A 16,746-nucleotide genomic window follows, 5' to 3' on the forward strand; every position below is an offset into this window, starting at 1 on the left:
TCCCGCTATAACCCTTGCTGTACGGGGGCGGGCTTCTTGCTGGTGGTAGTCGCCATCAAGGCGCCTACCACGAGCACGACATCCAGACATCCACGAATCTCGGCGCCGTCCGGCATGCTCTCGGGCGCGAGCGACCGTGTGCCCCGTGATTACGTAGGCGCGCCTGAAACACGCTGGCTACTGAGAATACTAAGCTGGTCAATATCGGTACGCAGAAGAGGATCCCCGCCGGCGTTTCCATAGGTGGGTATCCTCGTAGTCCGGCGAAAGGCTATGTGGCCAAGGGGGTCCAGATTTTCGTCAGAGCCAAACCGTCAAAGCCTCAGAGGCACGACACCGGAGGACTAGAGTGGTGTCGAGGTAAACCGCCATCCCTCGACGACGGTGGGTGCAGTGGTGGATCCCCGCGACGTTGGATAGTAAAGGCATTGGGGGTTCCCTGTAATTCCCAGCACTTCGGTGCTGTCATACACCACGTCGAACCCTTCTACGCCATAGTGGCCAGTTACGCGGGTACGCGATGGGACGGTGGCGGTGACGCTCACGCCAATGGCGGTGGTGCGTTGCATCTGGATATTTACGCTTACGGTTGTTTGCAGTTTCTCCGTCAACTGTACGCTAGTTCCACTAGAGACCGTCACGCTGTAGGTTCGAGACTGGTTTGAGGTGAAGGTAGCGCTGATAGGCGAGTCCAGCAGGTTATCCACTGCCCTGCCATCGCTGACGTAGAAGGTTGGAGTGGCCGATATGATGGTGTAAAGAACACCCCACCTTAGCTGACCGCCGAACGCAGTTTCCCATCTGATGTTGGGATCGTTCGGGCAGGGGCCGGGGACTGGCTCATTTGTGGAGATGGAACTGAGGCTGCGTGTATCGAGGCCTTTCGGGGATGAGGCGGCGCTGGCTGGGCCCGCCGCGATAATTGGGGAGGCGGCGAGCGTCATCGCGCAGAAAAGTGCGCCAGCGCGTCGTGAAGGGCGTTTCATGGCGTTTCCTTTCTCGACGGATTGGAGAGTTGGTGCCGCGCTGCGGTTGCCAAGGTGACGTGCCGGCGACCTAAGGTTGCGAATGGAGGAGGCGGTAGGCGTCGACGGAATGATGGTAGCCGGCGCGAGGTGTGTTGAAGTGATTGTAGTGTGTCGATATGTCTGAGTGGGGAGTTCTTTTCATTTGCGCAATGCGACATTGCGTGCGCAATGCAGGTTTCCCTGCGGCGATACCTGCCCGGCGTTGCGGCTGTATCAGGATTCGCTGCAGGCCTTAAGTCTCCTGAGGTGATCCAGTGATTCCTCCTGCGGTCCACAGCCCTGTTCCGAAGAGGTGTGGTGTCGTCGTCGACGTCGCCGAGGGCGGCTACAAAATCACCTCTATTCGTTGAGCAAGAGGGCCTCTGCGAGGCCTGCCGCGGTCCGCACATCCGCCGTCCGTGATTGGTCAAGCCCTGCTGCGGTAACCACCGGGGTCAAGGCTTCCCGTTCGCCGGGTGCCAGCAGCGGGCCACCGTAGAGCAGTACGTCCCGGGCGGCGTAGCCGTCAGCGCCGCTGGTCGCAGTGCAGACGATGTGCCGGGCAACCCGGCTCGCCACGGCCTGGTCGTCTGCGGCGAGGTCAACGACCGCCAGCCCCAGCCGGGCACCGAACACGGCCAGGTTGCCGGGAACAACGAGATCGAGGTACTGGTCGACCATCGCTGCGGTGGCGGCTTTCGACCGCGAACCAGCCGCCGTTTCGCACAGCACCTTCAGGCAAGCGGCCACCGCGTCTTCCCACGGCTCCGCCGGCCTGCTGTCAGCCAGGATGGTTAGGGCCGTTGCGGTGCCCCCGCTGGTGCAGTGGGCCAGGACCGCGACCTGGCGGCCGTCGAGCAGCCGTGTGCCGACGCCGCGGTGCTGCTCGGCAAGTCGCAGGGCGTCGGTCCAGCGGCCGGCGGTCGCCAGCGCCCGGGTGCCCTCGGCGAGCAGTACGGTCCACAGCCACTCTCGGACGGTGCGGTGGTCGTCGTCGGTGGCGGTGAGCCGGGACAGTCGCAGTGTCCGGCCGTCGATGGCGATGTCGACGCGTCGGGTGACACCGTCGTACAGGCTGTCGAGCAGACGGTGGGCGCCGTCACCGTCCCTGGCCCGGATCGCGAGCCGGGCGAGGTTGACGACGGGCTCGAGGGCGAGCCGGGCCGTTGCTGCGTCCAGCGGCCAGTCCGGGTAGCGGGCGACGTGCTGCCAGCACAGGTCGGTGGCCAGGTTGTGCAGGCCGCAGTCCGAGGCGATCAGGGCAGCCCTGTTGTAGGCGGCGGCGACTTCGGCCTGGCCCGCGCCGCTGTCGCCGGCTCGGCCGCGCTGCACGAGGTCGCGGACCTCCTGGATCCGGTCGGACAGGGGCAGGCCGGCTGGCCGCGGCCGGGCGACCAGCGGCCAATGCCGGGTCAGGTGGGTCAGGTCGGTCACTGCCAGCAGATGACGAGCTGGTGGTGGCGGCCGGAGAACACGAACCGGCCGGGGACCGGCCCAGTCGGGGCCGTGTCGGCCGGCTGGACCTCGAAGGTGACGGTGCCGCCGCGGTGTTCACGGTCCCAGGCGCGGATCGCGTCGGCGACCCGGTGGGCCAGGACGTCACCGCCGGGGCCGTGGCCGATCACCCCGACCTCGTACCGGCGGGCACCGTTCTCGCTCCCGGTCCGCAGCGTCAGGTAGGCCAGGTCGCCCTTATCCCAGGTTGCCATCGACCCCCAGCCGAACTGCGGGCGAACCCGGCCGCCGGCGGCGGCCGGATCGACGAGCATCCGGGTGAGCGCCTGCGGTAGGACACAGGCCAGCCACAGGTCCATCCATTCCTGCGACTCCGGGCCGGCGAACCGGACCCCGGTCCACTCCTCGACGCCCTCGCTCTCGAGGACGCCGGCCAGCGCCTCGTCATCAACGGTCTGGTCCTGGTGGGTCTGCAACCTCACTGCGCCGTCTGCGGTGAGTTGCACCATACGGCGTGGGTCGTCGCCGATCCCGCCGCGAAGCGGCATGAACGAGCACAGCTCGCTGGTACGGCTCTGAAGCCGGCCGCCGCCGTCGATGTCGAAGGCGATGCTCCGGGCGGTCGAGCCACGTAGCCGGAGCGGCACGACCAGGCGGCCGCCCGGGGCGAGCTGCGCCAGCCATGCAGGCGGCAGGTCGAACGCCCCCACCGTGGCGATCACCCGGTTGTACGGTGCCCCGCCGGCGTGGCCGAGGGCACCGTCGCCGCATACGACGTCGACGTTGCCGATGCCGGCGGCCGCCAGCCCGGTGCGGGCGCCTTCGACGATGTCGTCGTCAACGTCGATCGTCGTCACCTTCCCGGTCGGGCCGGCCAGGTGTGCGAGTAGTCCGGCGTTGTAGCCGGTCCCGGCACCGAGTTCGAGGATCTTGTCCCCCGGCTCGACCTGCAGCTGTTCGAGCATCATCGCCACGATCGTCGGCTGCGAGGCCGCGCTGATCTGCGTGCCGTCGCCGGCCTGCTTGGTGTAGACCGGGGTGTCGGCGTACGCCGCGGCCATCGGCGTGCCAGGCAGGAACAGGTGACGGGGCACAGCCCGGAGCGCGGCCTCCACCCGCGGGGTGCGGACCGTGCCGTTGGCCAGCAACTGGTCGACGAGCGCGTGCCGCAGCGCCGTGTCGCTGCCGGGGTTCGTGGCCGGCGCCGCCGTCGCACCGACGGCGCTGCGGCCCGCAACGGGGGCCCCGGGTGGGGCGTGGTGGCTGGTGTCCGACATGACGACCTCTCTGGCTAGCGTGGACAGGACGGCCTGCGTCTCGGCGGGAAGGCCCAGCCGATTCCAGGCGAACAGCAGATGGTGGGCGAGGACGGCACGCAGGCCCCGCCGCAGGTGGCCGTCATCGGCCAGGGCCGCCAGCCGCCGGCCGGCGTGGTCGTAGGCGCCGATCCAGCCGGCGTACGGGGCGAGGGGGCCGCCGTCGAGTAGCGCACTGGTCGCGCTGACGTCGACGGTCATCAGCCGTCGTATCGCGGCGGTGGACCGGCCGGCCGGGTTCACGTGGGGCCGGTGCTCGGCGAGCCGCGCCCAGATGTCGCCCTGCTCGTACCAGTCCTGCCCGGCACCGCGGGTCAGCACGGTGGCCAGCAGCACCCCGACCTCACGGCGGCCGAGCCTGCCGTCTGGCAGGCGGGCCAGTTCGTCCAGGACATGCCGGCTGTCGGCCACCCACAGGTCGTGCGCGACCTCCATCGCCTGCGACCCGCCGAACACGGCCGTCTCCGGCTCGTAGATCCCGACCGCCCAACCAGCGATCACGCCTCGCGCGGCCAACCCGTCCAAGACCCCGACAAGGTGAGCGACACCATTGGTGGCGGTGGGCCGCCACCGGACCCGCCACCGCAGGCCCTTGCGCACCCACCACCACGGGCCGATCACACCGGCGGACTGCGCGCCGGCCAGCGCCGGCGCCAGGTACGCGACAGCGACCCGTTCGATGCTGTCGCGGTCGGCGAACTCGACGGCGACCTGCGGCCAGTCGTCCGGCCCGAGCAGCATGCGTACCTCCGCGTGGTCGATGGTGCCGCCGCCCGGCCGGCGTCGGGTCAGGTGATCAGCAGGCACGAGTCCCAGCCCGAGACCGCAGCGGTGCCGGCGTAAGCGGTGTGCAGGGCAAGGGCGACACCGGCCGCGCCCTCGAGCAGCCCGATGTCGCCGCCACCGAGCAGCGCGACCGGCGTCGAGCCTGGGTCGTCGAGCAGCGTGGTCAACAGCCGGCGCGGCACCTCGGCCAGGTCCGGCGAGGCCGCGTCGGCGGCGGCGACCCTGGCCAGGTGCAGCAGTCCTGCGGTGCCGTGACAGAGCGACCGGTCGGTGACCATCCCGACCTGGATCGGGTCGGTCAACGCGGCGACCAGCGCCGTCTCGGCCATCGCCTGCCGGCCGCCGTCACCGACGGCCAAGGCGGCGAGCTGCTGGGCGCGGGCCAACCCTGCCGTGCCGTAACACCACGACGGCCGCGCGGGCCCGGCACCGGGGTGACCGTCACGCCACTGCGCGCGGGTGATCCAGTACGGCCACCACTGCCCGGCCGTGGTGTGCTGCCGCCACTGGTCGAGGTGGGCACAGATCCGCCCGATCGCCTCGACTTGCCCGTCGACGCGCACCCCGTGCCGCAGGCTCAGCGCCAGCAGCGCGAGCGGTCCGCCGATGCCGTGCGCGACCCCGAGGTTGCCGTGTCCACCCGGGAACGCCGGCGACGGCTTGCCCGACGGTGCCAGATCGGTCCACCAGCCCGGCACCCGTTCGCCGCCGTCGTCGGCCGGCTCGGTCAGCCGCACCAGGTACGACAACACCCGCCGGACCAGGTCACCGTCCGGGTGCCGACGCAACAGGTACGCGCCGATCCCGGTCAGGCCCCGGATCGCGTCGTACTCGGCTAACGCCGGCCGCCGGCCGGCGTCGATCCGGGCATGCGCCAGGTCCAGCCGCACCCGGGTGTCGACGTCGATACGGGCGTCGAGGGTCGCCGACGCCCGCTGGTACCGGCCCACCCTGCCGGCGGCATGAACCGCGAACGCGGTGGCGACCACCCCGTGATACAGGTGGCTGTCCGCCCCACCGACCACCCCACCTTCGACCGCGCACGCCAGCCAGTCATGTGCCCGCTCCCACGGTCCCTCACCGGCCGCCGCCCGCTCGGCGTGCAGCAGCGCGACCCCGGCCGCGCCGTGCGCAAGCGACTGCGGCCACCACGCCTCGGCGATCGCCTGCCCGAGATCCGGTGTCGCCAACCGATCGGCGACCCCCGCCGCGATCCGCCCGGCCTGCTGCGCCAGCTCCACCGTCACCGCCCGCTCCTCGCCAGTCGGGCCAGGGCCGCGGCCCTGGCCAGCCGCAGACACAACCGTTCGTCGTCCCGGTCGATCCCGCACGCCCGGATGTAGTGGGCGTGCAGCAGCGAGTCCAGGACCGTGTCCGGGTCGACCCCGGCCTCGTTCGCCAGTACCTTCCGGTAGTCGGCCAGCGCCCGGTCCCGGTGCTGCCACGCGGCCACGATCGCCTCACCACCCGGCGCCGCCCGCAGCGCCGCCCAGCCATCGGTCGGGTCCGCCAGCCGCACCCCTTCGTCAAGCAAGGGCCGTGGCACATCCGCGACGGTGTCGGTGCGCGCGTGGTCGACCAGCCACCGCATCCCGTCCTCCGGGCCGCCGCACCACCCCGACGCGATCGACACCAGGTGCGCCGCCGTCACCACCTGCCGGCCCGGCCGGTCCCGCAGCCCGAACCCGGCGACCAACGCGGCCGAGTCGGCGCCGAACACCTCCTCAGCCGCCGCCATCACCGCCCCGCCACCCCACCGGCCGACCTCCGGGTAGTACACACCGAACTGCAGATCACGCAGCAGACCGAGCCGCCGCAGCCCCCCGGCCCAGCCGCTCACCCGGCCCGACGCCGCCCCGAAGTCGCCGACCTCGATCCGCAACCGCAGATGCCACCCCTTGGCGTCCCGATACCGGATGTACCACCACCGCGGCGGCGTCTCCCACTGCGCCAGCAGCGCCGGCAGGTGCACACCCAGAATCTCCGGCTGCCGCTCCACATGCCCGTACAACTGCACGTACAACCACCGCGACACTCCGGGCGCGTGCCCGTGGTCGCGGCCGATGACCCGGGCCGCCGTCACCGGCGGCACCGCGGGCCACACCGGCACCGGATCGGCGACCAACGGCACCACGACCTCGTGCGCCCGCCCACCGATCCACCCCCGACCCGCCGGATCCCCAGCCTCGGTCAACACCGCCCGCCCCACCGAGTCCAGGTGGGTCCGCAACAGCACCAGATGCCCAGGCTGACGCAGGTCCAGCGGCAGCCGCTGATCCCCCTCGCCCAGCTCGACCCGGTCCGGCACCCGACGCCGGCCGCACCAGCCCTCTACCGCATCCACCCACACCCGCCACGGTTCGCTCCGGCCCGGCAGGTCGCTGGCGTCCAGCAGCCACCGCGCCCGGCACAGCACCGTGCGCCCGTACCGCACCCGCGGCAGCCACGGCAGCCGCGCAGCCGCCCCCCAGTCGAAGCTGCCGACGACCGCGGCCTGCGCCCGGCCGATCTCGGCTACGAACCGCGCCAACGGCGCCGTGTGCGCCCGCAGATCCAGAGCATGCGCAACCATCGGCTCCAGCCGCCGTCCCGTCGACAGCTGCACCAGATACAGCCGCTGGCTGTCACACCCCACCGCGAGATCCCGTGGCCCGATCACCCCGTCCGCCTCGTCGTGGTGCTCACCGACACTGACCACATCCGGCAGCAGCCGAGGCGAGCGCGCCACGTGCCCAGTAGCCGGATCCAGCGGCGCGTACGACACCTGCGCCACCACAGCCCTCGGGTCACTGACCGGCAGACCCGCCACCACACCGGCCACACCACCGTCATCCAGAACCGCGGCGAACCGGCCGGTCATCGTTCCCACACCCCGAGACACCCCGGTCACCGTCAACCCGAACTCGCCCCGATCGAGCGCCTCGCCCGACACCGCATCCACCCGCACACACAACTCCAGGTGCGCCGGCACCCGCGCCCGCCGAAGATCCGGGTGCGCCAACTCCGCCACCAACTCGTCGTCAACCACGACCTCGTCACGGCCATCGAGCGCCGCCGCCTGCACCAGCCCCAACAACACCAGGTCACGAGCCGACACCACCGCCGGCGGCTCATCGACCGTGCTGCCCCGGTACCCGGCTGGCCACCCCAGACCCACGTCCGGATCCACCACGTCCAGCAGCGGCACCACCGCCCCGATCCCGTACCGCTCGAAGAACCGCGTGTGGTACTCCTGCCACGCCGCCGCCCCGAACGGATGCGGACCCACCCGCGCCAGCACCGACGCCGCCAACTCGACCTCGCGCCCCACCCGCCGTGGCAGCACCACCTCCAACCCCAGCCGCAGATCGACCGCCAGCGGCTGCCGCACCGGTCCCGCCACCGCGTCCATCTGCGCGGCGAGAGCCTTCCGCAGCTCCACCAGCCGTCCGGCGTCGGCAACGCGGTTGTGCAGCCGCAGGCCCGCGTCCACGTCGGCCACCGTGGCGACGATCCGCCGCACCTCAGGCACCTGTGCCGCGCCCGCCTCGTCCAGCACCTGCACCAGGTGGCCCAGCGCGTCAACGACCGTGCTGGGCGCCCGCAGCGCACTGACCAGCACACCGCGCCGGACCAGCTCGACGACCATCGCCACCACCCGGTCTGCCGCCGCCCCCGCCACCGCTGCCGAGACTCGCTCCACCAGCCGCAGGCCGAGGATCGGCGTCCTGGCAGCCTCGAGCACGGCCTTCACCGCCGCGGTGTACCGCACCGTTACGTCGACGGCCTCAGCCGTCTGGCCCTGCCAGGCAGGCCGGTGCTGATACGGGACGACGACATGGCCACCCCGTACGAAGCACACGTTGTTGACCACCAGCGGCACTCGGGCAACCACCTCCGGGCACGACTCCAAAACGTCGACCACCGCCGCCAGCCACGACCCATCGGCCCTGGCCACCACAGCCTGACCTTCGTCGTCACGGCACCCGGCGCGCCCGCCGAAGCCTGCCCGGCCGACCCCGGCCATCAGTCCCACCGGTGTGGAACGCCCCGTCATCCTCAACACGTACCGGGCCAGCGCCAGCACGGTCCGCCGCACCCGCGCCCCATCCATCGCCTGGGGCCCGCACACCGCATCCACCTGCCGGGCCAGGTCCGGACTCGCGTGCGCGACAGCCTCCGCGACCACCGGCACACCCCACACCTGCCGCACCCAGTCACGCCACGCAGCGACCTGGTCCGGCCCCGACCCGGTCAGGTCCGGCCAGTCCGGCACCTCCACAACCGGGACCTGCGTCGCGCGCACCACGGCGCCGCCATCACCACACCGGAACAACCGACCCGTTGCCCGCATCACTCCCCCGTCCGCCACACGGCCGCCGGCCAGGCCGCGGGATCCCCGTCGGCCCGGCCGGCAGCCCAGACCGTGCTAGCCCACGTTGGTCGCGCACGGCGACGCGCACGTGGAACCACAGCCGTTGTCGGTCAGGTTGATCAGCGACCCCGCCGACCCCCCGACCTCGAGGATCCTGACGTCCAGGTCGTCGAACGGGTCGCCCGTGACAGTCGGCTCGACGACCTCCGGCAGTTCGAGCGTGGTGACGCCCATCTCGGCGCTCCTTTCCTACGGCGGATTGACAGGTTCGCCGCACCGGACATTCACCAGCGGATGATCATTACCAAGGTCGTGAAATGTTCCAGTACGGCGAACGTTGCCCAGCATTCCACTGTCGACCGTGCCCACACAAGCACCACGCCGAACGGGCACACACAGGCCTGTCCCACTCCGAACCGAGTGTTCACCTCCGCCCCCACACATAGGTGATCTCCCCTGTGCCGGTAACCTGGCGTGTCCAGGACCCGGAACATTGCCACCAGGTGGAGCGAGGAGGTCGCCGATGCCGACCAGCCCTCTCATCCGCCGCCGCAGCCTCGCCCGCGAACTGCGCCGGCTCCGCGACACCGCCGAACTGACGTCCGCGGAACTTGCCGCCCGCGCCAGAATGTCGCGACCCAAGCTCTCCCGCTTCGAGACCGCCGAACGGGTCCCATCCGTCCCCGACCTCAGCGCGATCCTCGCCGCACTCGACGTCACCGGCGACCACTGGCACAACCTCATCCAGACAGCCAAAGACGCCGCAGAGCGCGGCTGGTGGGAGTCCTACGGCGCCGCGATGGGCGACCGCCAGGCCGTCTACGCCGACCTCGAACACGGCGCCCGGACCGTCCGCGAGTACCAACTCTTCGTCGTCCCCGGACTCCTGCAGACCCCCGCCTACACACGCGCCCGCGCCGAACTCGCCCGCAAACAGGCCCGGCTACCCGACGTCGACCTCGACCGCATCGTCGAAGCCAAGATGATGCGCCAGCGGATGCTCACCCGCCCCGACGGCCCCCAGTACGAGGCCGTCATCGAGGAAGTCGTCGCCCTACGTCCCGCAGCCCCACCAACGGTCATGCGCGAGCAGCTACTGCACCTCGCCGACCTCGCCGAACAGGCCGGCCCCACCACGGTCCGCGTCCTACCCACCCGCGCCCAACTGCCGCACCACTGGCTCCCCCGCTCCCCGTTCTCGCTCTACGAGTACCGCGACGACCCACCCGCCGCCGCCGTCGACACCGAAACCACCGACCTGGTCTACACCGAGTCGCGCGAAGTTGCCCCGTACGCCGAGCTCTACCAGCACGTCCGGAACGCGGCCCTGTCACCCGCCGACAGCGCCGCCCTGCTCCGCGACGCCGCCACCACCGCCGACCGAGGAGGCCACCCATGACGACCCACTACCCCACCACCGGGTGGCGCAAGTCCAGCCGCAGCGGCGGCGACGACAACTGCGTCGAGATCAACACCACCGTCGCCGGCATCGTCGGCGTCCGCGACAGCAAAGCCGGCCCGGACGGGCCCGTCCTCGACATCACGGTCCAGGACTTCCAGCAATTCGTCGACGACGTACGCGCCGGCCGCTACAACCTGCCGTAGCCCCCACCTGGCACGACGTCTCGAAGCTCAAGAAGGGGTGGCCGGCGGCCGGGAGGACAGTTTGGCGAACGCCTCCCGACCGCCTCACTTCGACGCCACACGGGCCCAAGACGTGCCCAATCGCCAAAGCGTGCAACCACCCTACCTGTAGACGCCAGACCACGACGGAGCCCCAACGCCCTCGCGGGCGACCGCCGACGGCGCCGCCCCGCTCGACAAGAAGGCCACAGTGGTCGTGCCCAACCCTGACCGGCAGGACGGGACTCCCTTCGTTCGCTGATGCTGACTCCGGTGGGGTAGCTGCCGGTGGCCAAGGCGGCGTTCACCCGCAACCAACACCGCTGCCAGACCCGACAGTGAAGCGCCTCGGGTTCCATGAGGGCTCTGACGGTGCCGCCCGAAAGTGGAGACGGCTACCGGTGTGCCGTGCGGTAGGCGTCGAGTACCTCTTGTGGGATACGGCCACGTTCGGAGACCTCGAGACCATTCTGGGCGGCCCAGTCGCGGATCTCACGATTCTCCTGACGCCTGTTGGGGGCCGTCGCGGATCGGCTGGCCGGCCGGTTCATGAAAGAGGCCGGTCCGCCGCGGCCGAGTCGCCGGCCGGCTTCGATGTACGGGTCGAGGGCGGTGCGTAGCTTGCCGGCGTTGGCCTCGGACAGATCGATGGTGTGGTTGACGCCGTCGATTCCGAACTCGACGGTCCGGTCGGCCGGCTTCCCGTCCAAGTCGTCGATGAGCGTGGTGATTACCTGCCTGGCCATAGGGTCTCCTGCTATGTCGTCGCGGAATGACTTTTGATGGAGGTCGGCCTGCACTTCGGAGTGAGCCAGGGGGCGGTGGCCGCAGCAGGTGCGATCATTCGCCCTCGGGACGCCGGGTGTCGGTTATAGCGTGAAGACCTCCGCATGCACCGCCTCGTACCCGGCGATCGCGAGCATGATCCGGCTTCGAACGCGAGGGTGAGTCCTGGATGTTCAGACAGCTCGGCTACGAGGTCGAAGTGTATGTCATCGTTGGTCGAGCTTCGAGAGGTCAGCGAACATCTGGGTGGCCTCGCGCATGAGCTTCTCGACGAACTCGGGTTTGCTGAGGCCGTCCAACTCTTCGGCCAGGACCGCCTGACCGCTCGATCCCGATGTGTGAGCGGCGATGCGCGACCGAAGGTTCTGGATGCGGCGTAGGAGCGCAATGTCGCGATCGGTGTGCTCGTAGCTATTGACATCAAGGAAGCGCTTGAACTTGGAGATGCCCTTCTCGCCCTTGATAGGCGGCAAGCCCGCTGCAATCGCGGCCTCGTTCAGTAGGTCGACGAGCAGCTTTGCGAGGCTCAGAAGTTGCGCTTCGAACTCCGTGTCGGTGTTGTTCAGTGGAATGCGGACGCGCTGAATCAGTTCTGCGTCGCTTCCTTCGGCTTCGCGGTAGAGGCCCCATCCCCATCTCTCGAGCCAGGCTCGCTGGATCGCAAGGTACGCGTTCTTGAAGAGGTGCTCCGGGTTCTCCGTCTCAGCGAACTGGGCAAGGAACGATCGCCGGAATGTGGACTCACTCATCTTCGAGACTGGAGGGATGTTGTATGCACGCCAGTGGTCCCGGTGGCTGCTCGGGATGTCTCGACCGATGTCACCCAGGAACACCATGACGGCCGCTGAGTTGCCGTTGTCGATCTGCACGCCCCAGAGATGTCCGCAACTGAGTCGGCCGTCGCTGATCGAGTAGAGGCCCGGGTCGTCATAGTAGCGCCTGAGTACCTCGGGCTTGAAGAAGACTGGGGTCAGATAGTGCGGTGCCTCCGGGTTCTTGCCGAAGTAGTTCGCGAGCTTGTCCTCCTCGCACGTGAACTTGACCGCCCGTCCGTTCTCGTCCTCGTCGATGATGAACTCGGGGTACTCCTCGTCGTCACCGTCCCACGGCCAGATACCGCTCTTCTCCTGAGGCGGTGGTGGCAGAATCCGCTTGACCAGCAATCGCGAGAAAACCTGACTTCGGCCGAGGCGTATGTCACCGACGCCCATGAAGACGACCGAATCATTCTCGACGTGATCTTTTTCGTTCAGATCCTTGAAGGCATCGGATTTCTCATCCGTTTCCACGAACACGCGAGTATCCGAGAACAGGAGCAGGTCGAGCTGACGTGCAGCTTGATAGCGACGCAAAAGGGGCGTGCGGACCTCGATCTGACGCCCGGTGAACTTGATCGCAAGCTCTTTGGAGCCGCCGTCACTGACGCTGTAGAAGTTTCCGGTGGCCTTGTCCTCCCAGAGATGCATCAGCAGCCGGAACTCTTCCGAGATGAGATATGCGTCCGGCACGACTCCGTACATCTCTTGGACGAGAACGAGCGGTTCGACGTTTGGTCCATCGATGTTGCGGTGGTATGTGCTTACCCACTCTCCGTCCTCGCGATGTTGCGAGAAGCCCGGAAAGCCGCCCCCAACCGACATGTCCCATCCGGCGCTCTGCATGGCGCGATCTCGGTGGCTCGGTGTCGCGAAGGCGGCGAATCTCGCTCTGCTCTTATCGCCGGAGTCGTGCCAACTGTCGTAGACCACGGTCCAAGGACCGCTCCCGTTGCGCTGGCTTGCCTCGCGCTCGTCCAACTGCTTCAGTACGTTGGCGGCTTCGTCATGATCTAGTGTGTTCCCCATCGTGTGTCTGATTCTGTCAGGAGCCACCGACGTTGACGACGACGCACTCGTCGCCGTCCGACAGGTTCCTGCCAGCGGTGGGCGCTTGCGCTAGTTAGCCCAACCCAGGCCGTGCGGGCAAGCAGATTGAAGTCGCCGCCGCCGTGGCCGGAGCGCCCGACCAGCCTGGCCAGGGCGCCCCGGCTTTCGACCGGGCGGAGCGGACGTGAGATCGCGCCCTCGAACGGTCAGGAACTGGTGGACAGATGGTCGACTAGCCAATCGACCAGAGCGCGGACGGCGCCGGCGATCAAGCCGGTGATAGCGGCGAGGGCGATCCGGGCGCGGCGAACGCCCGCGCGGCCACGACGGTGTGAGGTTCGGGTCATCGACTGCTCCATGACTATCCGGGATGAACATAGGAAGCCGGCGCCGGCCGTGCGTCCAGACTCAGGCCCCCGCACGAGGGATAGCCCCGATGCCGACGAGTGCCGACGGTTACGCCAGCGAGAGCAGGTGCGGCATCCTGAACGGCGATGGATGCCGACGAGTCCCGACGAAAGATCCGCCGCAGTAGGGCCGTGGAACCCGTCGCCCTGCCTCCCGGCCCAGCACGCGACCTGCAAAAGGCGATCTACTGGCTGTACGCAGCGGCAGACACCCCCACGCTGGATGACCTGGCCAAGGCGATCGCCGCAGACGACACCCTGCCCGGATCACCAGGCAAAGACCTGATCGGCAAGACCATCAGCGGTGAAGGGCTGGCATCGCAACAAAACACGGTCACCGTGGCGGTGGCGCTGGCCCACGTCGCAGGCCGCGACGACACCGCCGAGGTGGCCGAACAAATCCGAGAGCGATGGATCGCCGCACGAACAACACCGCCACCGGCCCGGCTAGGCCGCCCAGTCAGCGCCTGTGACCCCTTCGACCTGGAGGTGCACCAGGCAATCCAGCTGCCCGGCATCCGCCCGGACTCACTACCCGGCTATGTGCCCCGCGCCCACGACGACGAGCTGCGTGACGTTGTCGACCAGGTGCTCGCCGGCGGGCCGTCGCGGTTGCTGACGGTGGTCGGTGGGTCGTCAACAGGCAAGACCCGGACCTGCTGGGAACTCGCGCGATACGTCGAGCAGAAACGGCCCGCGCAGTGGTGGTTGTGGCATCCGCACGACCCGACCCGGCCAGAGGCGGCCACGGCCGCGATCGACCAGGCCGTCCCCAACACCATCATCTGGCTCAACGAAGCCCAGCTCTACCTCGCCCCCACCCACACCGAGTTGGGCGAACGAATCGCCGCCGGACTACGCACCCTGCTACGCGACCCCCAGCGAAGGCCGGTGCTGGTACTGGCCACACTGTGGCCACACCACTGGAACACACTGACCGCCAGACCAAAAGCCGGCGAACCAGACCCTTACGCCCAAGCACGCGACCTGCTGGCCGGAACCCGGATCAGCGTGCCGGACACGTTCACCCCTGACCAGCTGACCGCACTACGGGACACGGACGTGGATCCACGGCTGCGGCACGCCGCCGACCACGCCGAGGACGGCAGGATCATCCAATACCTGGCCGGCGCCCCCGCACTCGAAGAGCGCTACCGAACAGCACCACCCGCCGCCCGCGCCATCATCCAGGTCGCGATCGACGCCCGCCGACTCGGCCACCCGCTCCCCCTACCGCACGCCCTCCTGGAACAGGCCGCGCCCGGCTACCTCAACGACCACGACTGGGACACAGCCGGCGAGGACTGGCTCGAACAAGCCCTGGCCTACACCGCACAGCCATGCAAAGGCGCCCGCGGACCGCTCACCCGCATCCGCTCCCGCACCATCGACCGAAACACAGCTGCCAGCCAGCCCTGCTACCGGCTGGCCGACTACCTCGAACACATCGGCCGCACCGAACGCGCCGGCATCTACCCACCCGACAGCCTGTGGACCGCCTTCACCACCACCATCACCACTCCCGACCTGCTCGGGCAACTCGGCCAGCAGGCTGAGCATCGGGGCCGCTACCAACACGCCATCTGGCTATACAACCGAGCCGCCGACCGTGGCGACACCGTATCGCTGCGAACCCTGGTCCGGCTGCGGGAGTGGGCCGGAGACACCGCAGGTGCCGAGGCCCTGGCCACACAAGCTGGCGACCGCAGCGACACCACTGCACTGTGCTACCTGGCTCAGCTGCGGGAGCGAGCCTTGAACCTTGTCGGTGCCGAGGCCCTGTACCAGAAGGCCGCCAACCACGGCGACACCCTTGCAATGCGGAATCTGGCCCGGCTGCGACTACGGGGCGGGGATACCGCCGGTGCCGAGGCGCTACTTGCGCAGGCCGCCGACCGCGGCGACACCGACGCGATGCGAAACCTGGACCGGCTGCGACTGCGGGACGGGGATACCGCCGATGCCGAGGTCCTGGCCATACAAGCCGCCGACCGTGGCGACCCCACCGCACTGTGGAATCTGGCCATGCTGCGAGAGCGCGCCGGGAGCTTCGTCGGTGCCGAGGCCCTGTACCGGAAGGCCGCCAACCACGGCCACACCCGCGCATGGCGGAGCCTGGCCCGGCTGCGGGAGCAGGCCGGAGACAGCGCCGGCGCCGAGGACCTGTACCAGAAGGCCGCAGACCGCGGCGACACCACCGCACTGCGTAACCTGGCCCAGCTGCGGGAGCAGGCCGGGGACCCCGTCGGCGCCGAGGCCCTGGCCATACAAGCCGCCGACCGCGGCGACCCCACCGCACTGTGGTACCTGGCCCAAATTCGAGAGCAGACCGGAAACACCATCGGTGCCGAACTCCTATACCAGAAGGCCGTCGACCGTGGTGACACTTCCGCACTGTGGGGCTTGACTCGGCTGCGGGAGCAGGCCGGGGACCCCGTCGGCGCCGAGGCCCTGGCCATACAAGCCGCCGCTCGAGGCAGCACCATCGCACTGAGCCTCTTGACCGACCTGCGCGAGCAGGCCGGGGACACCACCGCCGCCGAGATCCTGGCCCTACAAGCCGCCAACCACGGCGACACCACCACACTCTGGCACCTGGCCGGAATGCGTAAGCAGGCCGGAGACATCGCAGGCGCCGAGGCCCTCTATCAGGAGGCCCTCAACCACGGTCACACCGACGGACTGTGGAAGCTGGCCGAACTGCGAGAGCAGGCCGGAGACAGTGCCGGCGCCGAGGACCTGTACCGGAAGGCCGCCGACCGCGGCGACCCCGACGCCGTGTGGAAGCTGGCCGAACTACGGGAGCAGGCCGGGGACACCACCAGCGCTCGAAGAACAGAGCGGTTCGGGTTGACCGGAACCGGCGAGACTGCGACCAAGCTGGACTTCGGGCCATAGAACCTGCAGTGCGTGCCGCCCCCCGAACATCGGCGAACGCGCGAAGGAAGGGTGGCCGGCCCCCACATCCTCGCCGTCAGCGTCAATGACCACCGCCGAAGGGCCCGGCGAGCCCGCTCCGCCCAACTCGACGCGCTGCCAACCCCACCGAAATCCGAAGGTCAACTTCTTGTTTTCCCGGGTTGTGGGTGGTTGGGGCCGTTGCTCCCGCGGGCACCGGGAGGGACGGCCAGGCGAGCCTTGGGGGCT

The 16,746-nt window shown here is 69.3% G+C and carries 10 protein-coding genes; 3 read left to right on the forward strand and 7 right to left on the reverse strand.

From position 1 onward, the window contains the following. Positions 1 to 1,367: 1,367 nt before the first annotated feature. The 5 genes from AB0I42_RS36170 to AB0I42_RS36190 form a co-directional block, all read right to left on the reverse strand. Entirely contained in the window at positions 1,368 to 2,441 is a 1,074-nt protein-coding gene (locus tag AB0I42_RS36170) for a hypothetical protein (protein WP_357544280.1), read from the reverse strand. Continuing rightward, positions 2,438 to 4,585, reverse strand: coding sequence for a methyltransferase, FxLD system (fxlM, locus tag AB0I42_RS36175; protein WP_357544281.1), 2,148 nt, complete (start codon positions 4,583 to 4,585; stop codon positions 2,438 to 2,440). The genes AB0I42_RS36170 and fxlM overlap by 4 nt, the downstream gene beginning before the upstream one ends. Next, positions 4,567 to 5,811 carry a lanthionine synthetase C family protein gene (locus AB0I42_RS36180; RefSeq protein ID WP_357544282.1) on the reverse strand — a complete coding sequence of 415 codons (1,245 nt, stop codon included), beginning with the start codon at positions 5,809 to 5,811 and terminating at the stop codon, positions 4,567 to 4,569. Before AB0I42_RS36180 ends, fxlM begins: the two co-directional genes overlap by 19 nt. Then, entirely contained in the window at positions 5,808 to 8,849 is a 3,042-nt protein-coding gene (locus AB0I42_RS36185) for a lantibiotic dehydratase (protein ID WP_357544283.1), read from the reverse strand. Before AB0I42_RS36185 ends, AB0I42_RS36180 begins: the two co-directional genes overlap by 4 nt. A gap of 123 nt (positions 8,850 to 8,972) precedes the next feature. Further along, on the reverse strand, positions 8,973 to 9,152 hold the full coding sequence (locus AB0I42_RS36190; protein ID WP_357544284.1) for an FxLD family lanthipeptide: 180 nt from the start codon (positions 9,150 to 9,152) through the stop codon (positions 8,973 to 8,975). 289 nt (positions 9,153 to 9,441) lie between these two features. On the opposite strand from AB0I42_RS36190, the gene AB0I42_RS36195 reads away from it, so the two are divergent. Continuing rightward, positions 9,442 to 10,317, forward strand: coding sequence for a helix-turn-helix transcriptional regulator (locus AB0I42_RS36195; protein ID WP_357544285.1), 876 nt, complete (start codon positions 9,442 to 9,444; stop codon positions 10,315 to 10,317). Then, complete coding sequence (locus tag AB0I42_RS36200) at positions 10,314 to 10,523, forward strand: DUF397 domain-containing protein (RefSeq protein WP_357544287.1); 210 nt, start codon at positions 10,314 to 10,316, stop codon at positions 10,521 to 10,523. The genes AB0I42_RS36195 and AB0I42_RS36200 overlap by 4 nt, the downstream gene beginning before the upstream one ends. A 413-nt stretch (positions 10,524 to 10,936) precedes the next feature. Here AB0I42_RS36200 and AB0I42_RS36205 read toward each other — a convergent pair whose 3' ends face one another. Together AB0I42_RS36205 and AB0I42_RS36210 are read right to left on the reverse strand one after the other, a co-directional pair. Beyond that, on the reverse strand, positions 10,937 to 11,287 hold the full coding sequence (locus tag AB0I42_RS36205) for an Lsr2 family protein (protein WP_357544288.1): 351 nt from the start codon (positions 11,285 to 11,287) through the stop codon (positions 10,937 to 10,939). Positions 11,288 to 11,533: 246 nt separating this feature from the next. Further along, positions 11,534 to 13,171 (reverse strand): hypothetical protein, encoded by a 1,638-nt coding sequence (locus AB0I42_RS36210; protein ID WP_357544289.1) that lies wholly within the window; start codon positions 13,169 to 13,171, stop codon positions 11,534 to 11,536. A gap of 560 nt (positions 13,172 to 13,731) precedes the next feature. Between AB0I42_RS36210 and AB0I42_RS36215 the strand changes: the two genes are divergently transcribed. Next, a complete protein-coding gene (locus AB0I42_RS36215; RefSeq protein WP_357544290.1) occupies positions 13,732 to 16,497 on the forward strand; it encodes a tetratricopeptide repeat protein in 2,766 nt (921 codons plus the stop codon). Positions 16,498 to 16,746 lie beyond the last annotated feature (249 nt).

The sequence above is a fragment of the Polymorphospora sp. NPDC050346 genome, assembly GCF_040655695.1.
Lineage (GTDB): Bacteria > Actinomycetota > Actinomycetes > Mycobacteriales > Micromonosporaceae > Polymorphospora > Polymorphospora lycopeni.

Excerpts from the sequence above, each read along its gene's own strand:
- AB0I42_RS36190 (WP_357544284.1), bottom strand. The coding sequence starts at position 9,152 with ATGGGCGTCACCACGCTCGAACTGCCGGAGGTCGTCGAGCCGACTGTC.
- AB0I42_RS36195 (WP_357544285.1), top strand. The coding sequence starts at position 9,442 with ATGCCGACCAGCCCTCTCATCCGCCGCCGCAGCCTCGCCCGCGAACTG.
- AB0I42_RS36200 (WP_357544287.1), top strand. The coding sequence starts at position 10,314 with ATGACGACCCACTACCCCACCACCGGGTGGCGCAAGTCCAGCCGCAGC.
- AB0I42_RS36205 (WP_357544288.1), bottom strand. The coding sequence starts at position 11,287 with ATGGCCAGGCAGGTAATCACCACGCTCATCGACGACTTGGACGGGAAG.
- AB0I42_RS36210 (WP_357544289.1), bottom strand. The coding sequence starts at position 13,171 with ATGGGGAACACACTAGATCATGACGAAGCCGCCAACGTACTGAAGCAG.